At 35.4% G+C, this 19,343-nt stretch carries 23 protein-coding genes and 1 tRNA gene; 14 read left to right on the top strand and 10 right to left on the bottom strand.

Going from position 1 to position 19,343, the window contains the following annotated elements; genetic code table 11:
• The 6 genes from Q0505_RS12235 to Q0505_RS12210 all read left to right on the top strand — a co-directional run.
• On the top strand, positions 1-431 hold a 431-nt coding region (locus Q0505_RS12235; protein ID WP_299213218.1), incomplete at its 5' end, for a DUF547 domain-containing protein.
• An 86-nt stretch (positions 432-517) separates the two neighbouring features.
• A complete protein-coding gene (locus Q0505_RS12230; protein WP_299213216.1) occupies positions 518-1,417 on the top strand; it encodes a hypothetical protein in 900 nt (299 codons plus the stop codon).
• A 221-nt stretch (positions 1,418-1,638) separates the two neighbouring features.
• Positions 1,639-2,643 carry a glycoside hydrolase gene (locus Q0505_RS12225; RefSeq protein WP_299213214.1) on the top strand — a complete coding sequence of 335 codons (1,005 nt, stop codon included), beginning with the start codon at positions 1,639-1,641 and terminating at the stop codon, positions 2,641-2,643.
• Positions 2,644-2,867: 224 nt separating this feature from the next.
• Complete coding sequence (locus Q0505_RS12220) at positions 2,868-4,142, top strand: POTRA domain-containing protein (RefSeq protein ID WP_299213212.1); 1,275 nt, start codon at positions 2,868-2,870, stop codon at positions 4,140-4,142.
• Between the two features lie 36 nt (positions 4,143-4,178).
• Entirely contained in the window at positions 4,179-5,447 is a 1,269-nt protein-coding gene (locus tag Q0505_RS12215; RefSeq protein ID WP_299213210.1) for an outer membrane protein assembly factor, read from the top strand.
• 10 nt (positions 5,448-5,457) lie between these two features.
• Positions 5,458-5,976 (top strand): VOC family protein, encoded by a 519-nt coding sequence (locus tag Q0505_RS12210; protein ID WP_299213208.1) that lies wholly within the window; start codon positions 5,458-5,460, stop codon positions 5,974-5,976.
• Between the two features lie 187 nt (positions 5,977-6,163).
• Here Q0505_RS12210 and Q0505_RS12205 read toward each other — a convergent pair whose 3' ends face one another.
• From Q0505_RS12205 to Q0505_RS12165, 9 genes are all read right to left on the bottom strand, one after another.
• Positions 6,164-6,883, bottom strand: a complete 720-nt coding sequence (locus Q0505_RS12205; RefSeq protein ID WP_299213206.1) for a TIGR04283 family arsenosugar biosynthesis glycosyltransferase — start codon at positions 6,881-6,883, stop codon at positions 6,164-6,166.
• Positions 6,884-6,885: 2 nt separating this feature from the next.
• On the bottom strand, positions 6,886-7,815 hold the full coding sequence (locus tag Q0505_RS12200; protein ID WP_299213204.1) for a DUF547 domain-containing protein: 930 nt from the start codon (positions 7,813-7,815) through the stop codon (positions 6,886-6,888).
• A gap of 205 nt (positions 7,816-8,020) precedes the next feature.
• Positions 8,021-8,989: an arsenosugar biosynthesis arsenite methyltransferase ArsM gene (gene arsM / locus Q0505_RS12195; RefSeq protein ID WP_299213202.1), complete on the bottom strand. Its 969-nt coding sequence runs from the start codon at positions 8,987-8,989 to the stop codon at positions 8,021-8,023.
• Positions 8,990-9,029: 40 nt separating this feature from the next.
• Positions 9,030-9,842, bottom strand: a complete 813-nt coding sequence (locus Q0505_RS12190) for a purine-nucleoside phosphorylase (RefSeq protein WP_299213200.1) — start codon at positions 9,840-9,842, stop codon at positions 9,030-9,032.
• A gap of 9 nt (positions 9,843-9,851) precedes the next feature.
• Positions 9,852-10,559 carry a T9SS type A sorting domain-containing protein gene (locus tag Q0505_RS12185; protein WP_299213198.1) on the bottom strand — a complete coding sequence of 236 codons (708 nt, stop codon included), beginning with the start codon at positions 10,557-10,559 and terminating at the stop codon, positions 9,852-9,854.
• 11 nt (positions 10,560-10,570) lie between these two features.
• Positions 10,571-11,191: a TIGR04282 family arsenosugar biosynthesis glycosyltransferase gene (locus tag Q0505_RS12180; protein WP_299213196.1), complete on the bottom strand. Its 621-nt coding sequence runs from the start codon at positions 11,189-11,191 to the stop codon at positions 10,571-10,573.
• Positions 11,191-11,679, bottom strand: coding sequence for a rhodanese-like domain-containing protein (locus Q0505_RS12175; protein WP_299213194.1), 489 nt, complete (start codon positions 11,677-11,679; stop codon positions 11,191-11,193). Before Q0505_RS12175 ends, Q0505_RS12180 begins: the two co-directional genes overlap by 1 nt.
• Before the next feature lie 47 nt (positions 11,680-11,726).
• Positions 11,727-12,785, bottom strand: a complete 1,059-nt coding sequence (gene arsS, locus Q0505_RS12170) for an arsenosugar biosynthesis radical SAM (seleno)protein ArsS (protein WP_299213191.1) — start codon at positions 12,783-12,785, stop codon at positions 11,727-11,729.
• Between the two features lie 64 nt (positions 12,786-12,849).
• Positions 12,850-13,185 carry an arsenosugar biosynthesis-associated peroxidase-like protein gene (locus Q0505_RS12165; protein ID WP_299213189.1) on the bottom strand — a complete coding sequence of 112 codons (336 nt, stop codon included), beginning with the start codon at positions 13,183-13,185 and terminating at the stop codon, positions 12,850-12,852.
• Positions 13,186-13,401: 216 nt separating this feature from the next.
• Here Q0505_RS12165 and Q0505_RS12160 point away from each other — a divergent pair.
• Positions 13,402-13,474, top strand: a tRNA-Phe gene (locus Q0505_RS12160).
• A gap of 96 nt (positions 13,475-13,570) precedes the next feature.
• Positions 13,571-13,801 (top strand): hypothetical protein, encoded by a 231-nt coding sequence (locus Q0505_RS12155; RefSeq protein ID WP_299213187.1) that lies wholly within the window; start codon positions 13,571-13,573, stop codon positions 13,799-13,801.
• 10 nt (positions 13,802-13,811) lie between these two features.
• On the opposite strand, the gene Q0505_RS12150 is transcribed toward Q0505_RS12155, so the two are convergent.
• The gene (locus Q0505_RS12150; RefSeq protein WP_299213185.1) at positions 13,812-14,324 is read right to left on the bottom strand and encodes a hypothetical protein; all 513 of its coding nucleotides are present in this window, start codon (positions 14,322-14,324) and stop codon (positions 13,812-13,814) included.
• Between the two features lie 349 nt (positions 14,325-14,673).
• On the opposite strand from Q0505_RS12150, the gene Q0505_RS12145 reads away from it, so the two are divergent.
• The 6 genes from Q0505_RS12145 to Q0505_RS12120 form a co-directional block, all read left to right on the top strand.
• Positions 14,674-15,399, top strand: a complete 726-nt coding sequence (locus Q0505_RS12145) for a type III pantothenate kinase (protein ID WP_299213183.1) — start codon at positions 14,674-14,676, stop codon at positions 15,397-15,399.
• On the top strand, positions 15,392-16,639 hold the full coding sequence (locus tag Q0505_RS12140) for a hypothetical protein (protein WP_299213181.1): 1,248 nt from the start codon (positions 15,392-15,394) through the stop codon (positions 16,637-16,639). The genes Q0505_RS12145 and Q0505_RS12140 overlap by 8 nt, the downstream gene beginning before the upstream one ends.
• 18 nt (positions 16,640-16,657) lie before the next feature.
• Positions 16,658-18,043, top strand: coding sequence for a hypothetical protein (locus tag Q0505_RS12135; RefSeq protein WP_299213179.1), 1,386 nt, complete (start codon positions 16,658-16,660; stop codon positions 18,041-18,043).
• Positions 18,043-18,630: an LPS export ABC transporter periplasmic protein LptC gene (gene lptC, locus Q0505_RS12130; RefSeq protein WP_299213177.1), complete on the top strand. Its 588-nt coding sequence runs from the start codon at positions 18,043-18,045 to the stop codon at positions 18,628-18,630. Before Q0505_RS12135 ends, lptC begins: the two co-directional genes overlap by 1 nt.
• On the top strand, positions 18,627-18,821 hold the full coding sequence (locus tag Q0505_RS12125) for a hypothetical protein (protein ID WP_299213175.1): 195 nt from the start codon (positions 18,627-18,629) through the stop codon (positions 18,819-18,821). Before lptC ends, Q0505_RS12125 begins: the two co-directional genes overlap by 4 nt.
• A partial coding sequence (locus Q0505_RS12120) for a CNNM domain-containing protein (RefSeq protein ID WP_299213173.1) occupies positions 18,822-19,343 on the top strand: 522 nt, incomplete at its 3' end.

The following is a 19,343-nucleotide window of genomic DNA, read 5'->3' as shown; positions in this document are numbered from 1 at the left end:
CACTAAAGAAACCGCTCGATATAAAAGGCTTCTTTGATAAAATCACATACGAGCTAGGAGGGGTTAAAACAACACTAAATGAACTCGAAAATATTTTGCTTCGAAAAGTATTTCCACAGGAGGCACGATTCCATTTTGTATTAGTCTGTGCAGGTTTAGGGTGTCCTCCCATTATAAATGAAGCGTATACACCAGGAAAACTAGAAACCCAATTACAGAGACAAACAACCATAGCGCTTAATAATCCAAATTTTATTAAGGTAAAAGGGAATAAAGTGCAACTCTCCCAAATTTTTGAATGGTATAAAGCAGATTTTACGCAAAACGGAAATGAGATTGATTACATCAATACCTTCAGAAAAGAAGCGATTCCTACAAACGCAAAAGTGTCTTATTATCCGTATGATTGGACGTTGAACGAAGTAAAATAATCCGTACTACACATAATAAAGTCTTCCTGCCTGATGTATTGTTATAAATAGGTCAGGCAAGGGAAGCACAAACCAAAAAAGAAAAAATGAAAAAGATTTTTACACTCGTATTTGTTACATTATTTACTGTAGGAGCCATTGCTCAAGACAATCCAGACGAGGATCAAGTTGGATCGGTCATACAAAACTTAACGCCTTCAAAGTTGATAGGAAAAGGGCAAGTAGATATAAAATGGTTTAATAACCTATTCACTCAAACAAGACAGTTAGATGCAAATGAAGATGTGGTGACTATTGATAGACAAACATTTTTTACATCAACCCTTGATGCTTTTTTTGGAGTGTCAGAAAATAGAAGAGTGAGTGTAGGAGCGATTTTGGAATTTCGTTCTAATGTTGTTGGTGGGAGAGGAGCACTAGATGTATTTAGTTTTGATGGAGAGCGGGGAACCGCAAGAAGCGGATTAACTAATGTTGCCCCTAGCGTAAAGTTTGTTCCGTTTAAAACGCTGAGCAACTTTTCGGTGCAGAGTTCTTTGTTTATTTCATTAATTGGCGACGAGTCTGATGCAGAAGGTGTCTTCTTAGATCAAGATGGGTTTACGTTACAAAATAGATTTTTCTATGATCTTCCTATAGGCGGGAGTAAAGAATGGCAATTATTTTTTGACTTAAACACAGAAGTAAACTTTGGAGATGAAGAAGATAGTTTTGCAAACAATAGCCTTCGCTTAATTCCTGGGGCATTTTTAAGTTACTTCCCAACCTCTAAATTTACAGCACAAGTATTTGTACAACACTTCCAACTGATTGCTTTGTCAGATAATGGTTTTGAGCAAGACCTTACTGGAGTCGGTGCAGGGGTAAAATATCAATTGACAGATCAGCTTAATATTGAAGGGTTATGGTCGTATTTTGCGAGAGGTGGAGGTGCCTTTACAGGATTAGGCGAATCGTATAACATAGGACTTCGTTATGTCCTTTAAGAAATAAGTACATCGCCTAGTTATTTTTCCTAATATTTCTAGGCTATCGTATTTCAAAGGTCTCGCAAAGTTTTGAAACCGGTTACATGCCCTTTGCGAGCCTTATTTTATGTAAGAGTAAAACCCTAATTTTGTTAGGGTTTTATCTTTTTATAGTAAGTAATGACGAATGTAGTATCATTGTATTTGTATAATTCCGTAATTTAATTTTAAAAATAGCTATGTCTTCTAGTATTCGGGTTTTTATTATAGTGGCTATTGCTTTACAAACAAGTTTTGCGAAAGCTCAGAAAATTAATGGAGTTAGTTTTGTGGCCTCACGAGAAAATGCAACGCAAGAACACGTAACTCCGGTAATACACCTAGGGGCTAATTATGCAGCAGTGATGCCGTTTGGATTTATAAGAGGGTCAGATAACCCTATGGTTGTATATAACACAGATAGGCAATGGTATGGAGAGCGGCTAGAAGGTGCCAAAGCATATATTAAGTTATTACAAGCTAATGATGTTAAGATCATGCTCAAACCTCAATTATGGATCTGGAGAGGAGAGTACACAGGATATCTTAAAATGGATACTGAAGAAAAGTGGAAGATGCTTGAAGCATCCTACTCAAAATTTATTCTGGAGTATGCACAACTAGCACAAGAGACTCATACGGATATATTTTCTATAGGAACCGAGTTAGAACAATTTGTAGTAAACCGACCTGAGTATTGGAATACACTTATCAAAAAGATCAAAACGATTTATAAAGGAAAACTAACATACGCATCCAACTGGGATGAATATAAGCGAGTCCCTTTTTGGAATCAAATGGATTATATTGGGGTAGATGCGTATTTCCCCTTATCTGAAATGCAAACACCTACGGTAGAGAGCGTGATCGATGGATGGCGATGGTGGAAAGGAGAGTTAGCTGCCTTTTCAAAACGACACAACAAAAAAATTCTTTTTACAGAATGGGGATATCGTAGTGTTGATTTTACAGCAAAAGAACCATGGACAACAGATCGAACACTAACAACTGTAAACCTAGAGGCACAAGCAAATACAACAAAGGCAACTTTTGAAGCCGTATGGAATGAAGATTGGTTTGCTGGCGGATTTATCTGGAAATGGTTTATTGATCATTCAACTTCGGGCGGGACTTCTAATAATAGATTTACACCTCAAAATAAACCTGCTGAGTCTGTTATAAAGGAATACTACGGAAAGAATTAATACTACTATCTCAAATATGTAGAGACTAGTTTTCTTGTAAAATGAGTCTTTTTACGCTCCTGTCTGCTGGCAGGCAGAAGCGGATAATACCCTTTCTCAAATTTATATTAGAGAGTATTTTTAGGTTTGATTTTATTTTTTGTAGGTTTTGATATTTGCTGTTGTATTCTGTAATTATCTATTATAGATTTCGTCTAAAAATTTTCAATCTCAAAAAAAATGCTATGAAAAAAACCATCGTATTGTTGGTTTTAATGGTGACTTCTCTGGCGATTTCGCAAGAAGCAATTGTTACAAAAATTGAAATAAACGGACTCAAACGTACCAAAGAATCCTTTTTGAGAAGACTCATAAAAGTAAAGCCTGGCAGTGTTTACGACTCTTTAAAAGTAGCTACAGATGTAGATCGTCTTAATAGATTAGCTGGGATTGCAAACGCAACATCAACTATCGTCAAGAACTCTGAAACCGATTATACACTTACCTATACGATTGTAGAAAATTTTACCATTATTCCGGGAATACGAGTATCACAAGCAAATAATGATGAGGATGTTGCTTTTAGAGTTTCGGCATTTGAATTTAATCTTTTTGGACGCGGGCAGATTGCAGGCGGGTTTTATTCTAGAGATGTATTTGATTCTTTTGGTGTTTTTTGGGAAGCTCCATTCCTGTTTACAAATAAGTTTGGTCTTGGGATAAATTATCAAGACAACGTTACATTTGAACCTATTTTTAAGGAAACTAAAGAGATCTCAGAAGATTTTAGATTTCAGAATAGAGCGTTTCAAGCGAGTTTAATTTATGAATTTAACTTTCATAATAGAGCAGAATTAGGTTTTACTATTGGAAGTCAAGATTATCTAGTACAACCAAATCAACCTGATTTAGGATTGCCAGATCAACTAGAGGCAAACAGCGTAGGGATTATAAGTGAGTACGAGTTTAATGATCTGGATATTGAATATCAATATGTTTCTGGATTTAGGAATCAGGCAAATGTGCAGTATATATTTAACTCAGGAGGGGAAGAATTTTTGGAAGATGCTTTTGTTGGCACCAATGATCTGGAATATTTTTATAGAATAGGAAAACGAGGAAATCTGGCAAATAGATTGCGTTTATCATTTACCTCTAATAGAGATTCTCCGTTTGCACCTTTTGCTTTGGATAATCAAATTAATATTAGAGGTGTTGGAAATACGGTAGATCGTGGGACAGCGTCTGTGGTCATTAACACAGAATACAGACATACGCTTTTAGAGAAAGGATGGTTTGTTATCCAGAGTAATGCGTTTATAGATGCAGGTTCGTGGCGTACACCTGGCAACGATATCAATCAGCTTTTTGATGGAAGTACGATTCGAGTGAATCCTGGGTTGGGATTGCGCTTTATACACAAGCGTATTTTTAATGCAGTCATTAGACTAGATTACGGATTTGGATTAGGAGAAAATGAAACCAGCGGATTGGTTTTCGGAATTGGTCAATTTTTTTAAAGAACGAATGTTTATATATCTCGACTACAAAAGATAATGCTTAACAACTCAGTCTTAGTGCTATTTATTTTATGCTTTTCTATTCATGGATTTTCGCAGGAGTCCTATATAATAGCAGATGTAAAAGTTCAAGGAAATAAACGCCTTAAAAGTTCTTTTGTAAAGTTGATAAGCGATGCAAAAGGAGGAAAAATTTTAGACTCCATAGTTTTAGAGCAAGATATTATTCGGTTAAAACGCCTTCCTGCAGTCTCACACGCATATTATCAAGTTTTTCATTCTAATGATCATCAATACAATGTCTTTTACAATATAGAAGAGAATTTTACAATCAATCCTCAACTTAATATATATACTACTAATAATGATGAATTTGCTTATAGGGCAGGGCTGTATGAGTTTAACGCTTTAGGTCGTAATATTGCTTTTGGTGGTTTTTATCAAAGAGATATTTTTGATTCTTTTGGGATCAATTTAAGAGCTCCTTTTGTATTCAATAATAAGATTGGGATTGCTTTGAACTTCCAAAGTTTAACAACCCAAGAACCCGTGTTTTTAGAGGAAGGCATTGCAGATTATAAGTATAATAATACTTCTTTTGAGATTTTAGGGTTGTACGCCTTTAACTTCCGACATCGTATAGAAACAGGGGTGACTATTTTTTCAGAAGATTATGAGTATTTGTCTGGAGCGACGAGTGATGCAGTACCTCAAGAACTTGTCGTGGATAAGTTGCTTTTCAAAAGTGTTTATGAGTATGATACGTTAGATTATTATTATCAATATATCCATGGATTTAAGAGTACATTTAATATCCAATATGTCATTGCAAGTAATGAGACCTTACCTGATTTTTTAATTTGGTGGAATGATTTTCAGTACTTTTTAAGAGTTGGTGAGAAAGGAAATTGGGCAAATCGATTGCGATTAGGCTTAGCGACCAATGCAGATTCTCCCTTTGCTCCCTTTTCTGTAGACAATAACTTAAATGTACGTGGGGTTGGAAACACAATTGATCGCGGTACGGGCGTTATTGTTTTAAATACGGAGTATCGATATACATTAGTAGATAAGTCGTGGTTTACTATTCAAGGGAATGTTTTTATAGATGCAGGGAGTTGGCGTAATCCAGGAGGAGATTTAGGTGATTTTGGCGATGATCAGAATATACGAGTGTATCCTGGATTAGGAATGCGATTCATACATAAGAAGATATTTAATGCTACCTTTAGAGTTGATTACGGATATGGAATTACCCCAAGCGCAACGAGTGGTTTTGTATTTGGGATTGGACAATATTTTTAAAAGAAAAAACATGATGAAACACATACTAAAAACAGCACTTTTTTTAATAACAATAACCATGAGTTTATCTATACAGTCACAAACAGACTTTGAACAAAATGGAATTAGCGTAGGGGTCATTGTATCTGATCTTGAAGCTTCAAAAATCTTTTATACTAAAATTGTAGGAATGATAGAAGTCCCTGGATTTAGTGTCACGGATGATATAGGAAAACGCACAGGTCTTACAGGTGGATTGCCTTTTGATGTGACCGTATTGAAGCTAGAAGATACGCCTACAGCCTCACAGTGGAAATTAATGAGTTTTAAGAAAGAGGCAACACACCCAAAACAAAAGTACATTCAGGATGATACGGGGATGCAATATATTACGATCTTTCCTAAAGATATGGCTGGTGCTATAGCGCGTATTAAAAAGAATAACATTCCGACCTTAGGAGAGACCCCGATACAGTTGCCCAACGGAAAAACATTCGTGCTTATACAAGATCCTGACGGTACATTTATAGAATTGATAGGTGATTTGTAATAACATTTCTATAAGGGTTTAAGTATAGAAGTCGTGTTATGATTGATGCATTTAGAGGTTTATTATACGCTTTCGCGAAAGCGTACTCAGCTACCTATCACAAGGGACTCGTAGTATCAGAATCTTTTCAGAATACTTGATCTTGAATTTTGGTTCGCTAGTTTTTCTTATGACTAGTGCCCTACACCTAAGAAACAATTTTCTTTTTATAATACTCGTGTAGTTCTTCGGCAGAAGCGCCTAACCACTTTTTTACATAAATAGCCCAAAAATGATATTGTAGTTTCCAGATGCCATTGTTTTTATAGCGTCTCGATGAGGTTGTGATTTTCTTGTTAATGACTACAAACTCATCGCGAGCATATAATTTATTGATGAGGTCATTATCTTCATAAATAATAAATCGTTCATCGTATTTGCCTAATTTTTCAAATAATTCTTTCGTAATAAATTGGCTTTGATCGCCCCCTCGACAGGCTCTCCAAGAGAATTGAGTCAGCCAACTAGCAAGACGTAACCACCAATGATTACTATCAAAACGCATTCTAAAACATCCAGCAAGATTCCCTTTGGATACTTCGTTCATAATATCTTGATCGTAGCCTTTTGGCGGAAAGCTATCTGCGTGTAAAAAATAAAGTATAGCACCTTTTGCGATAGCAGCCCCTGTATTCATTTGTTTTGCACGTCCTTTAGGAGCCGTTATGAGTGTAATGTAATCTGTACTATTTTGTTGGATATATTTCTGTATGATAGCAGGAGTGTTATCTTCACTACCACCATCTACAATAATAATTTCGATAGCGTTATCTGCTGTTTTACTAACTGCTAGATGCTTCAAAAGCCGAGAAATATTCTCGGCTTCATTTAGCGTAGGGATGATGATCGAAATTTTGGGCGTTCCCAAGTCTATTTATTTAATGACCAATTATAATCTTTGTATCTCTTTTTTGCATCTTCAGCAATAGGAGTATCTGAATATTTGTTTAAAAAGTCAATGAGTGATCCGTTGGTTTTAAAATCTTTTGCAAACCAATTGAAAATTTCTGAGATTTCAATACTATTTGTTGTAATTGTATTTCGTTTTTTATCATTCACAAAACGTTTTGCAAGCAGATCTAATTGCGCATCTACTTTTTGAGCAGTAAAAGCTTCGTTTAATAATGGAGGACAGGAGAATGAGGCGCAGTTAATCCCAAAATGAATTCGAGCATCTCCCATTTTACGAAGTATTTTGTGTTCAATCTCTTCAAGGTTATAGTATTTATCTCCTAACTTCCAAAAACGTTGTCCCCACGGATCTTTAATATCTTTAATACTTTCTAAAGGGTAGTTGCGAAGAATTAAATCTACGGTCATAGCATTGTAGGCATTCATCCAATAAGCAAGTTTGTCTTCTGTGGTCCATTGGTCTGTAGGCATATTTTCGCCTAATGCTTTGATGTACTTTCTTAAAGTACTCCAGTTTTTTTTAAAACCATTATAGTTGACATTTCCTTGATCAGAAACATACGTTGCAACGAGATCATTGTAACTCGCATGATCAAAAGCTTCTAATGGTTTTTTGGCAGGGATAGGAGTATCTACCATGATTCCATCATTGGGTTTTACATCTGTATTAGGAACAACTAAAGTCTCCTTTTTAGGTTCTTCTTTTGGTGTATCCATCATGTCTGTTTCAACTTCTGGTGCGTTACGCTTAATGACGATTTCTCCTTTGACTTCCTCTTTAGCGACAGTCGTTTGATTAGTCTGTTCTGTATTGACTATTTTCTTGCTTCCCCCACAAGACATTAATAAGCCACTGATAAGAATTAATACAATTAGATAATATTTCATTTGTTTAATTTTATAGATGTGTTTGTTCTATTTGTATTCTTTGATGAAAAGAAAACATTCACAAGCAGTAGTCCAAAATTTGCGCCATACTTACATATAAATTGTTATTTCTTTCTATTACAAATTAATAGCTATCCATGTATAAAGAAAAAGAGGATAGCTATTGTATGGTATCCTCTTTTTGATCTATTATTTTATAAGAGAATTAGCAGCAACCACCTCCATCATAGTGGAATGTAGATTCACTAATAAAAATATCGTCACGTCCTAAATCTGCAATCGCTTGTGCGGTCTTATCACAAATAGCTAATGGCTGATTCTTTAAAAGGATGTGTCCTTTTTTGTCATCAAAATAATCTTCACGTCCATAATAAATAGCAGCTTTCCCTGTAAATACACAAGGACCATCTTCTGGCATAGGGTCTTTGATTGCTGCAATTTCTATAGATTCTATATAGATCAGTTCTTCTGTAGGATAATCAGCAGGATTCAAAATACGGTATGGCTTACGAGCTCTGATTTCTATAGTGCCAAAGCCTACATCTGTAAGTGCTTTTACGTATTCGGCTATAGGAAGACTACCGCTTAGACAAAGTGCGCGTAATCTGTCATCATTACGTAATTCTTCATTCATAGGTTGTTCACACGTTGGGTCACTCATGACTAAACGACCATGTGGTTTTAATACACGGTACATCTCTTCGATAGCCTTTTTTAAATCTGCTGCTTTGAATATATTGAAAAGGCAATTTTGAGCAGCGACATCAATGGTGTTATCGGCTACGGGTAAGTTAAGGGCATCTCCTTTTTTAAGATCTACGAAGTCACTTTTAAACCAAGGATTCATAGCCTCGGCTTCTATAAAGTTTTTGCGGGATGCTTCCAGCATTTCGTCTACAACATCCACGCCTACCACACCTCCTTTATGTCTATTAAAGTATGAAAACTGTAATAACTCCATACCACCGCCAACGCCTACGTACAACATTTTTGGTTCGTTGGTAAGATCTCTAGCATTTACAGTGCTACCACATCCATAATTCATTTCTTGCATAATTCTAGGAATCTTTAATCCGGGTAGCTCCCAGATAGGATTTGTCGTACAGCAAAGTCCTACGTCTGGGGTTAATGCAGCTTCTTTATATACATCTACTGTGGCATCTAAATAACTCATATTTCTATCTGTTTTGGTATAAAATAGTAAGGGGTTGTCTTTATAAATTTTTTATTAATTTTGTAAACAATGTGATCATGTCTGGTTCCGCTTTTCCTGCCATAGCTATAATTTCAGGAATATTCACAGGTTCTAAATTGTCAGGGTCACACTCATCAGTGAGAACTGAGACCGCACTGACTGGAAGATTTAAATGGTTAGCCACAATGATTTCTGGTACTGTACTCATTCCAACAGCATCTGCTCCTATAATTTTGAGATATCTATATTCTGCTCTTGTTTCTAGCTGAGGACCGACTACCGATGCGTATACACCTTTATGCAAATTGATTCCGTTTGATTGTGCTATTTTTTCTAAAGCAGTATTCATTGTTGCATCATAAGGAGCACTCATATCTGTAAAACGTTCTCCTAGTCTTTCAACACCCTTAAAGGCAAGTGGAGATCCTCCTTGTAGGTTGATATGATCATCAATAAGCATTAACTCTCCTTTTTTAAAGTCAAGATTTACGGCTCCAGCAGCATTAGATACCAATAATTTTTTAATGCCTAATGCGTGCATAATACGTACTGGAAACGTTACATCTGTAAGCGAGTACCCTTCATATAAATGAAAACGTCCTTGCATCACAATAACGTTCTTACCTTCTAGGGTTCCATAAATTAATTTCCCTGTATGGAATTCAACAGTGGCTGTTGGGAAGTTAGGAATGTGATTATAGCTTACTTCTCTGATAATGTGTATATGATCTAATAATTGCCCTAATCCTGTTCCTAAAATAATTCCTATTTCTGGATTGTCAAATCCTTTGCTTTTGAGGTATTCTGTAGTCTCTTGAATAATTTTTATCATAATGTATAATTACTGAATAATCAGCTTTCTTGTTGTTTTTTGATCTCTAGAAATCAGTGTCATCATATAAATGCCTGTTTTTAATGAAGAAATAGTAATGGTTTGATTTGTTACATGTTGTTGCGTATAAACTTTTTTTCCTAAGATGTCAAAAATGGCTATTTCAGTATCTTGAGTGGTTAGTCCAGAGATTGAAAATTGATCTCGCATAGGATTTGGTGTAATTTTCACGGTGTCAAATGTGTTATTTTCAACAGCGAGTGTTGCACAATCTGCTCCTTCATTTTGACCTAACTCAACACGTCCCCATAATACGTCTGCCTGTACGCATTGTATAATGATGTATGAGAAATCACCAAGATTTACAGTGTCTGGCACATCAAACACCTTCATTCCTGTAATAGGATCATTCGTGTCTTGTCCGCCATTATCATCTTGTAAAGGTTCTGTGGTTACTTCCAGTTCAGTTCCGCCTTGGTTAAGACGTTCTGTAGTAGTTAGGAATACGCGTAATTCTATTCCTTGTACGGTGGCAAAATCATCTCCAAAGACCACTTGTTTTGTTCCGTCAGTTTCAAATAAGATAGAACCTGTTCCAGCAACAGGATATTGAGCAGGATCATCTATAGCGGCAAAAGCGCCTTCTCTAGCGCATTGTGCATACGTAGTAAAAGAGAGTGCTATAAAAGCAATGAGTAGGATCGTATTTTTTTTCATAATTGTAGTTTTTAATTCGTTACTAAATATTTGGTAAACTCTGGATACGGATGTAAGTCTTCAGCAATATCAATGTCATTGAGTTCTTCTAATGTTTGGACTGTGTATGATGTTAGATTCTCTAATGTCTGTTTAAGCACGGAGTCACTACCCCATTCTTTATCTTCAAAAACTTTGGGAATAAGAAATTTCATTCCTAATAAATAATAACCGCCATCTTTTGCAGGACCAATAACAGTATCATGCGTTGTTAAAGCATCAAATGCTTCTTCTAGATGATGCGGTTGTAGATCATAAAGATCACTCCCTATAATGATTACTTTTTTATAATCGTCAGCAAAGGCTTCTGAAAAGGCGTGTTCCATACGTTCTCCTAAATCATTGCCTTCTTGTTGGAATTTTTCAAAGAGCGAAGTCTCCCATAAATCATTTTCTCTCACTTTTACAGAATATCCAACTCTTTTAGTACACTTATTTTGTACAACAACGTCATGTGTATGTTGTACTAATTGTTTGTAAATAGTAAGTGCATTTTCCTGTCCAACACCTTTTGCTAGACGGGTTTTTACTTTACCCAATTCTGGATTTCGAGTAAAAATAAGAAGAACATTATTTGTGTTTTCTGTACTCACTATTTATATACTTTGATTCCAGTTTGTAAATATTTTGCCCATTCTTTACTGTATACGTGTACACTATCTGTTGGTTTCTTTTGGTAATTTATGAGGGTATATCCTTTGTCTTTCCATTGAAAAATGCTTCCGTAAAGGTTGTACACATTGATATATCCTAATTTTTGCAGGCTTTCGCCAAAGTTTTCAGAACGTACTCCGATAGAGCAATATACGACGATAGGTTTTGATTTGTCTGGGTACGCTTTCGCGAAAGCGGACGCATCCAATTTTTCACCACCCCATACAGCATTAGGAATATGACTTACTAAAAATTCCTTTTTCTTTCGTGTGTCTATGATGAGGTATCCATCCTTATTTTTATATAAGTCTTCTACAGAAATATAAGGAACCGAGCGATCATTGTAGGTGTCCAATGCCAAATCTATAGGCGCTTGTGCTGTGATGGGGCCTGATATAAAAAATAAAATGATAATTAATACTCTCATATATATTCTAAAGGGTATCTGAGTTTCAACACTTTTGAAGTGATCTACTACGTTACAGTTCCTTGGCAACTACTGCCGGCACCAGCTGTACAGCCATAACAGTGCTGTGAGATGACAATATCTCGATTATTTAAAACTTTTTCGTTGTACTCAGAGATATGTTTAACTTTTGAATTGACTTTAAGTCCTAACATCTGATTAAAATCACAATCATATAACCATCCATCCCAACTTATAGAAATCGTATTGGTACACATCACATTTGCGACTGCCGTCGGATTATATGCTTCTACCAATTGATACATATAGTCCTCATAATTTTCTGAAGCGATCAAATAATCCAAAAATCGAGCGATAGGAAGGTTGGTAATTGCAAATAGATTGTGAAACTGAATTCCAAAATCTTCTAGTAATGCTTTTTTGAAATCTTTTTCCATACTAGCTTGATCTCCTGGTAAAAAAGCGCCTGATGGATTGTATACTAAATCAAGTCGTAAATCACTATCTGGCATCCCATACCCTATAGCATTGAGGTCTTGAAGGGCTTTGATAGATTTGTCAAAAACACCATCTCCACGTTGCTTATCTGTCTTCCCTTTAGTCCAGTGTGGCATTGATGAGATGACGTGTACGTTATGTTTTTTAAAGAACTCAGGTAAGTCGTAATATTTTTTATTGGCTCTGATAATAGTCAAGTTACTGCGAACAATAAAATCTTTGATCCCCGCTTTACTGGCTTCTTCTACAAAACGTCTAAAATGCGGATTCATTTCTGGAGCGCCTCCTGTAAGATCAAGGGTGTGTGCGCCTGTATTGCGTATGACTTCTAAGCATAGCTCCATGGTCTCCCAAGTCATGATTTCTTTTCGATCAGGTCCTGCATCTACGTGACAATGGTCACATACCTGATTACACATATACCCAACATTGATTTGTAGGATTTCTAATGTGCGAGGGCGTAACGGAAATTGATTGCTTTCCTTTATTTTTCTTGCAAAAGTGGGTAATTCTCCATTTTGGAAAATACCATTAGAGAGTATTTCTAACTGCCGATTGGCATCGGCTAGTTCGTTTTCGCTTTTCTGAAGTGATTTTGTTGCTCCCATATTCATTTCCCGCCTAGGCGGCTATCGTTTTTAAGTTTTATAAGCTTTCGCGAAAGCTTATACCTTATCCGTCTAATTTGTTTACTTTATTCATCATCATGACTCCATGTACCAACGTGGCACCACTTTTTATAGCAGCGCCTACATGGACAGCTTCCATCATTTCTTCTTTGGTAATTCCTTTTTGTAAACCATCTTTTGTGTATGCGTCTATACAATAAGGACATTGTTCTGTATGTGCGACAGCTAAGGCTATGAGTGATTTTTCACGAGCAGTAAGAGCACCTTCTTCAAAGACAGTACTGTAATAATCAAAGAATTTTGTTCCTAATTCTTCACTCCATTCTGTGATCTTTCCAAATTTTCTAAGATCTTTTGGGTCGTAATATTGGTCTGCCATAATGTGTTTGATTGCTGTAGGCTAAAGTATAATTAATCGTAATGCTGTCCAATTACTTACGAAAAATTTAAGCAAATGGTTTTATTTAACAATTTGATCTGTTAAATCGCTGATTTTGTGTGTTTGTAAATTAAAAATAATAAGGAAGTTTAATTTTTATAAAAAAGTTGTTGTTCATATTTAAATAAGGTTATATATTTGCACCCGCATTAGCGAGGTACCTTAGCTCAGTTGGTAGAGCAACGGACTGAAAATCCGTGTGTCCCTGGTTCGATTCCTGGAGGTACCACATAAAAACCCGATCAAATGATCGGGTTTTTTGTTTATATAATAAACAATTTCTAAAACTTCTTTTCTATATTTATATACCTAAATATTTAAAAATATGGATTTGCTAAAAGAAGCAATCGCTTTTGAAAAAGCCAAAATGAGGAATATGTCTACGAGTGATAGGGTGGTGGCTTCTAGAGAAGCAAAACGACTTATACTCGCAATTAATGAGATTTATAAGGAAACAAAAGACCCTGAACTCATGGATGTTATGAAAAGGCTTACAGTTAAAAAAAGAAAAATAGAAAAACGACTCAAAGGAAGACCGCCTGAGGCAGAACAATAATTTTAATCAATTATATATTTTTCTTATAACTCTCTAGCTCTTTCTCTATCTCATCTTTAAGATCAAGATCCCCTATAATTTTATTAAGTTCATGACTTATCCAGATTAAAAAAGCAACAATAGGTATAATAATGGGTAGTGAATACCAAAAATCAAACTCGTCCATATATGGTGAGTGTTGATAGAGTACTCCTAGTAACTGGAATAAAAACATAATAAGTGGAATTAGAATTGCCCATTTCCACCAATCTTTTGAAGTGATGAACCATAAAGTAGTTATGGTGATGAAAGTTATTTTTGTAAATAATGCGTGTACAAAGCTTTGTACATCTCCAAACCCTCCACTTTTGATCGTGTAAAAATTAGTTTTCCATGTGGTAGAGTCAGATGGAGCATATTTATATAGGTAAAATAGAAAAGGTGTGATTGCAAGTAAAAATGCAATCACACCTCCAATAATAAAACGTTTTCTTCTATCCGTATATTGGCGGTTTGTAGTCTTTTTTTTCAATTTTTGTTTCATTTGGGGTTGTGTCTGTAGTAGTACCTACAAGAACAGCAAGGGCAAATGCAATTGCTAGAATTACTTTTTCCATAATTTGTGGGGGTTTGAGTTATTAATGATGGAACAAATTTCCCTCATATCCCGCTAGTTATGAAATAAATGCACTTGATGTTATTGTATAACTTATCGACTTATGTTTACAAACTTACTAAAAAATGATTTTGAACTCTCATAAAATTTTACACCATGTTAATAACCCTCAATTTTTGTTAACTACCTATTAATTTACGCAAGCTCGCAGTCTTTTACGATTCTATTAACAGGGTAGTACTTTTCAATTTGTATTTTTGGCGACATACTATAAGATATGCAACTCATTATCGATGTCGGGAATACTAGAGTGAAGGTCGCAGTTTTTGACGATGATATTATGATCGCAAAAAAAGCGGTTGCATTACCTCAGTTTATAGAAAGTTTAGGTGCTTTTATAGCAGAGTATCCTATAAAAAAGGCGATCATATCTTCGGTAGGGAGATTGTCACAGGAGCAATCAAGATCGGTACAGCTTCGATTTCCTACAATACTATTATCGCATAACACACCGCTCCCTTTTGTAAATGACTATGCGACACCAGAAACTTTAGGAGTAGATAGGATGGCGTTGGTGGCCGCTTTCGCGAAAGCGTACCCAGAAAAAAATGGCTTAATTATAGACGCAGGTACTTGTATTACCTACGATTTTATAAATGCAGCGGGACATTATAAAGGAGGAGCTATATCGCCAGGCATCCAATTGAGATATCAAGCATTGCATAATCTGACCGCAAATCTTCCTTTATTGGATGTAGATATGCCAGAAACTATTGTTGGGAACAGTACAGAGACTGCAATTCACTCTGGCGTCATGGTAGGAGTTATAAAAGAAATGGATGGTATAATAGACCAATATAAAAGTGATTTTAACGTAGATACCGTTATTTTGACAGGAGGAGACGCAGAAATCTTGTCAAAACGATTAAAAAATAGCATCTTTGCGCACTCTAATTTTTTGATGGAGGGCTTAAATTATATATTAAGACGAACGAATGATTAAAAAAATAAGTATTGCAGTAATGCTAGTGATAGCTGGAATTGCCTATGGACAGGAAGGTAGTACTGCATCTCCATACTCCTTTTACGGAATAGGGACACAACAATTTAGAGGGACTTATGAAAACCGTGCCATGGGCGGTATGGGGGTTTATAGTGATAGTTTACATCTTAATTTATTGAATCCTGCGCAGTTGGGTCGCTTGCGATTTGTTACTTTTACGGTAGGAGGGAGTCATACAGAAGAGACTTTAAAAGATGGGATCAATGAAGACAAAACATCTATAACTTCTATAGATTATCTAGCACTTAGTTTTCCAGTATCAAAAAAAGCAGGTGTAAGTTTTGGACTTGTTCCTTTTACATCAGTAGGCTATGATCTCAATGATGATGATGGAGTAAGTACTAATACGTTTTCTGGAAGAGGAGGTGTGAATCGCGTATTTTTATCTGGAGGGTATGAGTTGATAAAAGGTCTTTATGTAGGAGCTACTGTTAATTATAACTTTGGTAATATCCAAAATGAGACACTTCGTATACTGGAAGAAGCAGAGTTGGGAACTCGTGAGCGCAATCGTTCTGATATATTAGGCTTTACTTTTGAGTTAGGTGCACAATATGACCACATGATTACAGACAAGTTAGAGCTTCGTAGTTCTGTAAAGTATGTGCCAACCACAGAGGTTAGGTCTGAAAATGAACGTCAGGTATCTTCGGTTGTATCTAATAATTTAGGCTTATTGCAAGATTTAGATATTATTGATGTTCCTGTAGGAGATAGTAACTTTGATTTTCCTTCTTCTATTACATTAGGAGCTGGATTGGGAGAGCCCGATAAATGGTTTGTGGGTGCAGAATATACAAGTCAAAAAAACAGTACTTTTACTAATAGAGGATTTGCCATAGAGAATGCACGCTTTGAGGATGCCTCTCAAATTCGATTAGGAGGATTTTATATTCCTAAGTATAATTCTGTGTCAAGTTACTTTGAAAGAGTTACTTATAGAGCAGGATTTAGGTATGAAGAAAGCGGTATTGTTATAGGAAATGAAGATATTAATGAGTTTGGCATATCTTTTGGAGTTGGACTACCAGCGGGACGAAGATTAAGTAATATTAACTTTACTTTTGAATACGGACAGCGGGGAACAACAAACTCAGGATTAGTACAAGAAGACTTCCTTAATATAGGAATTAGCTTGTCTCTTAATGATATTTGGTTTATCCAAAGTAAATTTAATTAATAGCACAAAAACTAGATTATGAAAACTAAATTAACTACACTTTTTGCAGCAATCATATTGATGATGACTGTAACTACAAATCTAAATGCTCAACAAATAAGCGAGGAGTGTATTACTACGGGTTCTATTTTTGTAGAAGCTGCAAAAGTTAAAAACTACGAAGCTGCTAGACCCTCTTTTGAAAAATTAAGAAAGGATTGTCCTGAATGGTCACTTGCTTTATATCAATATGGAGAGCGTTTGTTAAAAGAAGATCTGAAAAATGCAACAGGTGCTGAAGAAAAAGCAGTAGCGCTAGATCTTATTGAGTTTTTAAAACAACGTGAGCAATATTTTCCATCAAAAACACCAGCTGGAAATAATGCGGCAGACCAAGCACAAATCCTTTTTGATTATAAAATAGGGACAAAAAAATCTCAATACGATGCGTTCAATGCAGCATTTGCTAAAGATGCAGAGTCAATCAGTAGTCCAAAAAGTATTTACACACGTTTTAAACTTGCAGTAGATTTATTTAAAGAAAATTCATTACCACTTCAAGATGTGTTTGACCTTTATGATGAGACTCAAGAAAAGCTTAATAAAGAAGCAACAAAACTAGATTCTAAATTGCAAAAGCTATTAGATAAAGATGATGCTGGGACAGAACTGACATCTAAAGAAGCTAGAAGAAAAAAGGGATATGAGACTAACCTTAAGGCTTTTGCAATATTTGGTAGTAGTACTGACGGTGCTATGGGAGAATTAGGAAATTGCGAAAATCTTATTCCTTTATATAATAAAGGATATGAAGAAAATAAAAGTGATATTAATTGGATACGCAAAGCAGCAGGACGTCTTGCTGGTAAAGACTGTACAGACTCAGATTTATTCCAAAAGCTAGTAACACAATTACATAACCTTGAACCGTCTGCAAAATCTGCAAAATATTTAGGAATTCTTGCAGAAAAGAAAGGTGATGATGCTGCGGCACAAAACTACTATCAGCAATCTATAGATCTTGAGACAGATCCTAAAGAAAGAGCTGATGCATATTATAGACTTGCAGAAAAAGCAAGAAGAAGTGGAAGCTACGGTAAAGCAAGAGGTTTATATAACAAAGCTTTAGCAGAATCTCCATCTATGGGTAAATGCTACTTAAGAATAGCAGCTATGTATGCCGCTAGTGCAAATAATTGTGGAGATTCAGTATTTGATAAAAGAGCTGTATATTGGTTAGCTGCAAATACTGCAGAAAGAGCTGGTCGTGTAAGTCCATCATTAGCAAAAAATGCAAATGCAACAGCAGATTCGTACAGAGCGACAGCACCAGACAAAGCAATGATCTTTAATGCAAATATGGGAGGTAAAACAATCTCTATAGGATGTTGGATAGGATCAAGTATACGAGTTCCTAATCTATAATGATTAAAAGAAAAACAACATATATACTATACTTAGTCACAGCTTTTGCTGTGACTTTGTGTTTTAGTTGTAAGGGAAAAGGAGAAGAGATTCGTAAAATGCGTATCAAATCAGATGCAGCCATCGCAGAAGGAACGGGTATCAATCTTAAATATACAGATTCAGGCAAAGTAACCGCACATCTTAAAACGCCATTACTTAAAGATTATAGTAATGCTAGTTTTCCGTACAATGAATTTCCAGAAGGTGTGGAGGTTGTTTTTATTGATGATAACGGAAAAGAAAGTGTTATTACTTCAAAGTATGCCATACACTATAAGAATACAAATTTAATAGACTTACGTCAAGATGTGACACTGTTTACAGCCGATTCTGTAACCTTATATGCACAACAGTTATACTGGGATCAATCTAATAATTGGATATTTACAGACCAGCCCTACACACTTATAACAGCAGATGGATCTCGTAATGATGGAGACTTATTTGATTCAGATAAAGACTTTACAAATTTTGTATCTTTAAACAATGTAAGTAAACAATACGTAAAAGAAACTAAAACAGAAGAAACCAAAGAAAAAGAATGATTCGTTTCGCAAAATATACAGAATGGGTTTATGTAATTATTGCAGTACTAGCTGCTTATGAAACATTTTCTCAATGGAATATAGATAGAAGTAGGGCATACCTATTTCTCTTTTTTACCGCAGTGAGTGTAGGAGTGTTTTTCTTTAGAAGACATTTTAGAAGGAAATTTGAAAAAAGGAATCAACCTTAAATGGAATCACTTGAGAGTAGCATAGTGGTTATTTGTATTTCGCTCATTCTTTCTGCTTTTTTTTCAGGGATGGAGATTGCTTATATATCAGCAAATAAGATTCATATTGAGATAGAGAAAAAGCAAAATGACCTTCTTTCAAAAATCCTCACTCGCCTTACCAAAAAACCCTCAAAATTTATAGCAACCATGCTATTAGGTAATAATATTGCCTTAGTTGTGTATGGATATTATATGGGGGATGTACTTCAATATTGGTTGGAGGGTGTGCCTTTCGGCGAAAATTTACAATGGCTTTCTGCTTTTGTGTCAGAATTTAGTTTATTAAGTCAAACCATAATCTCAACGATTGTTATTCTTCTTACTGCTGAGTTTTTACCTAAAGTATTTTTTCAGATTTACGCAAATAAACTATTAAAGTTTTTTGCGGTACCAGCCTATTTCTTTTATCTGTTGTTTAGCTTTTTAAGCTCTTTCGTCATCTGGATATCCGATAAAGTTCTCAAATATCTTTTCAAAACT

Origin of the sequence: uncultured Dokdonia sp. (genome assembly GCF_937910895.1) — a bacterium.
Taxonomy (GTDB): domain Bacteria; phylum Bacteroidota; class Bacteroidia; order Flavobacteriales; family Flavobacteriaceae; genus Dokdonia.
The sequence above is the reverse complement of the archived record's forward strand: the minus strand, read 5'-3'. Positions and strand labels throughout refer to the sequence as shown.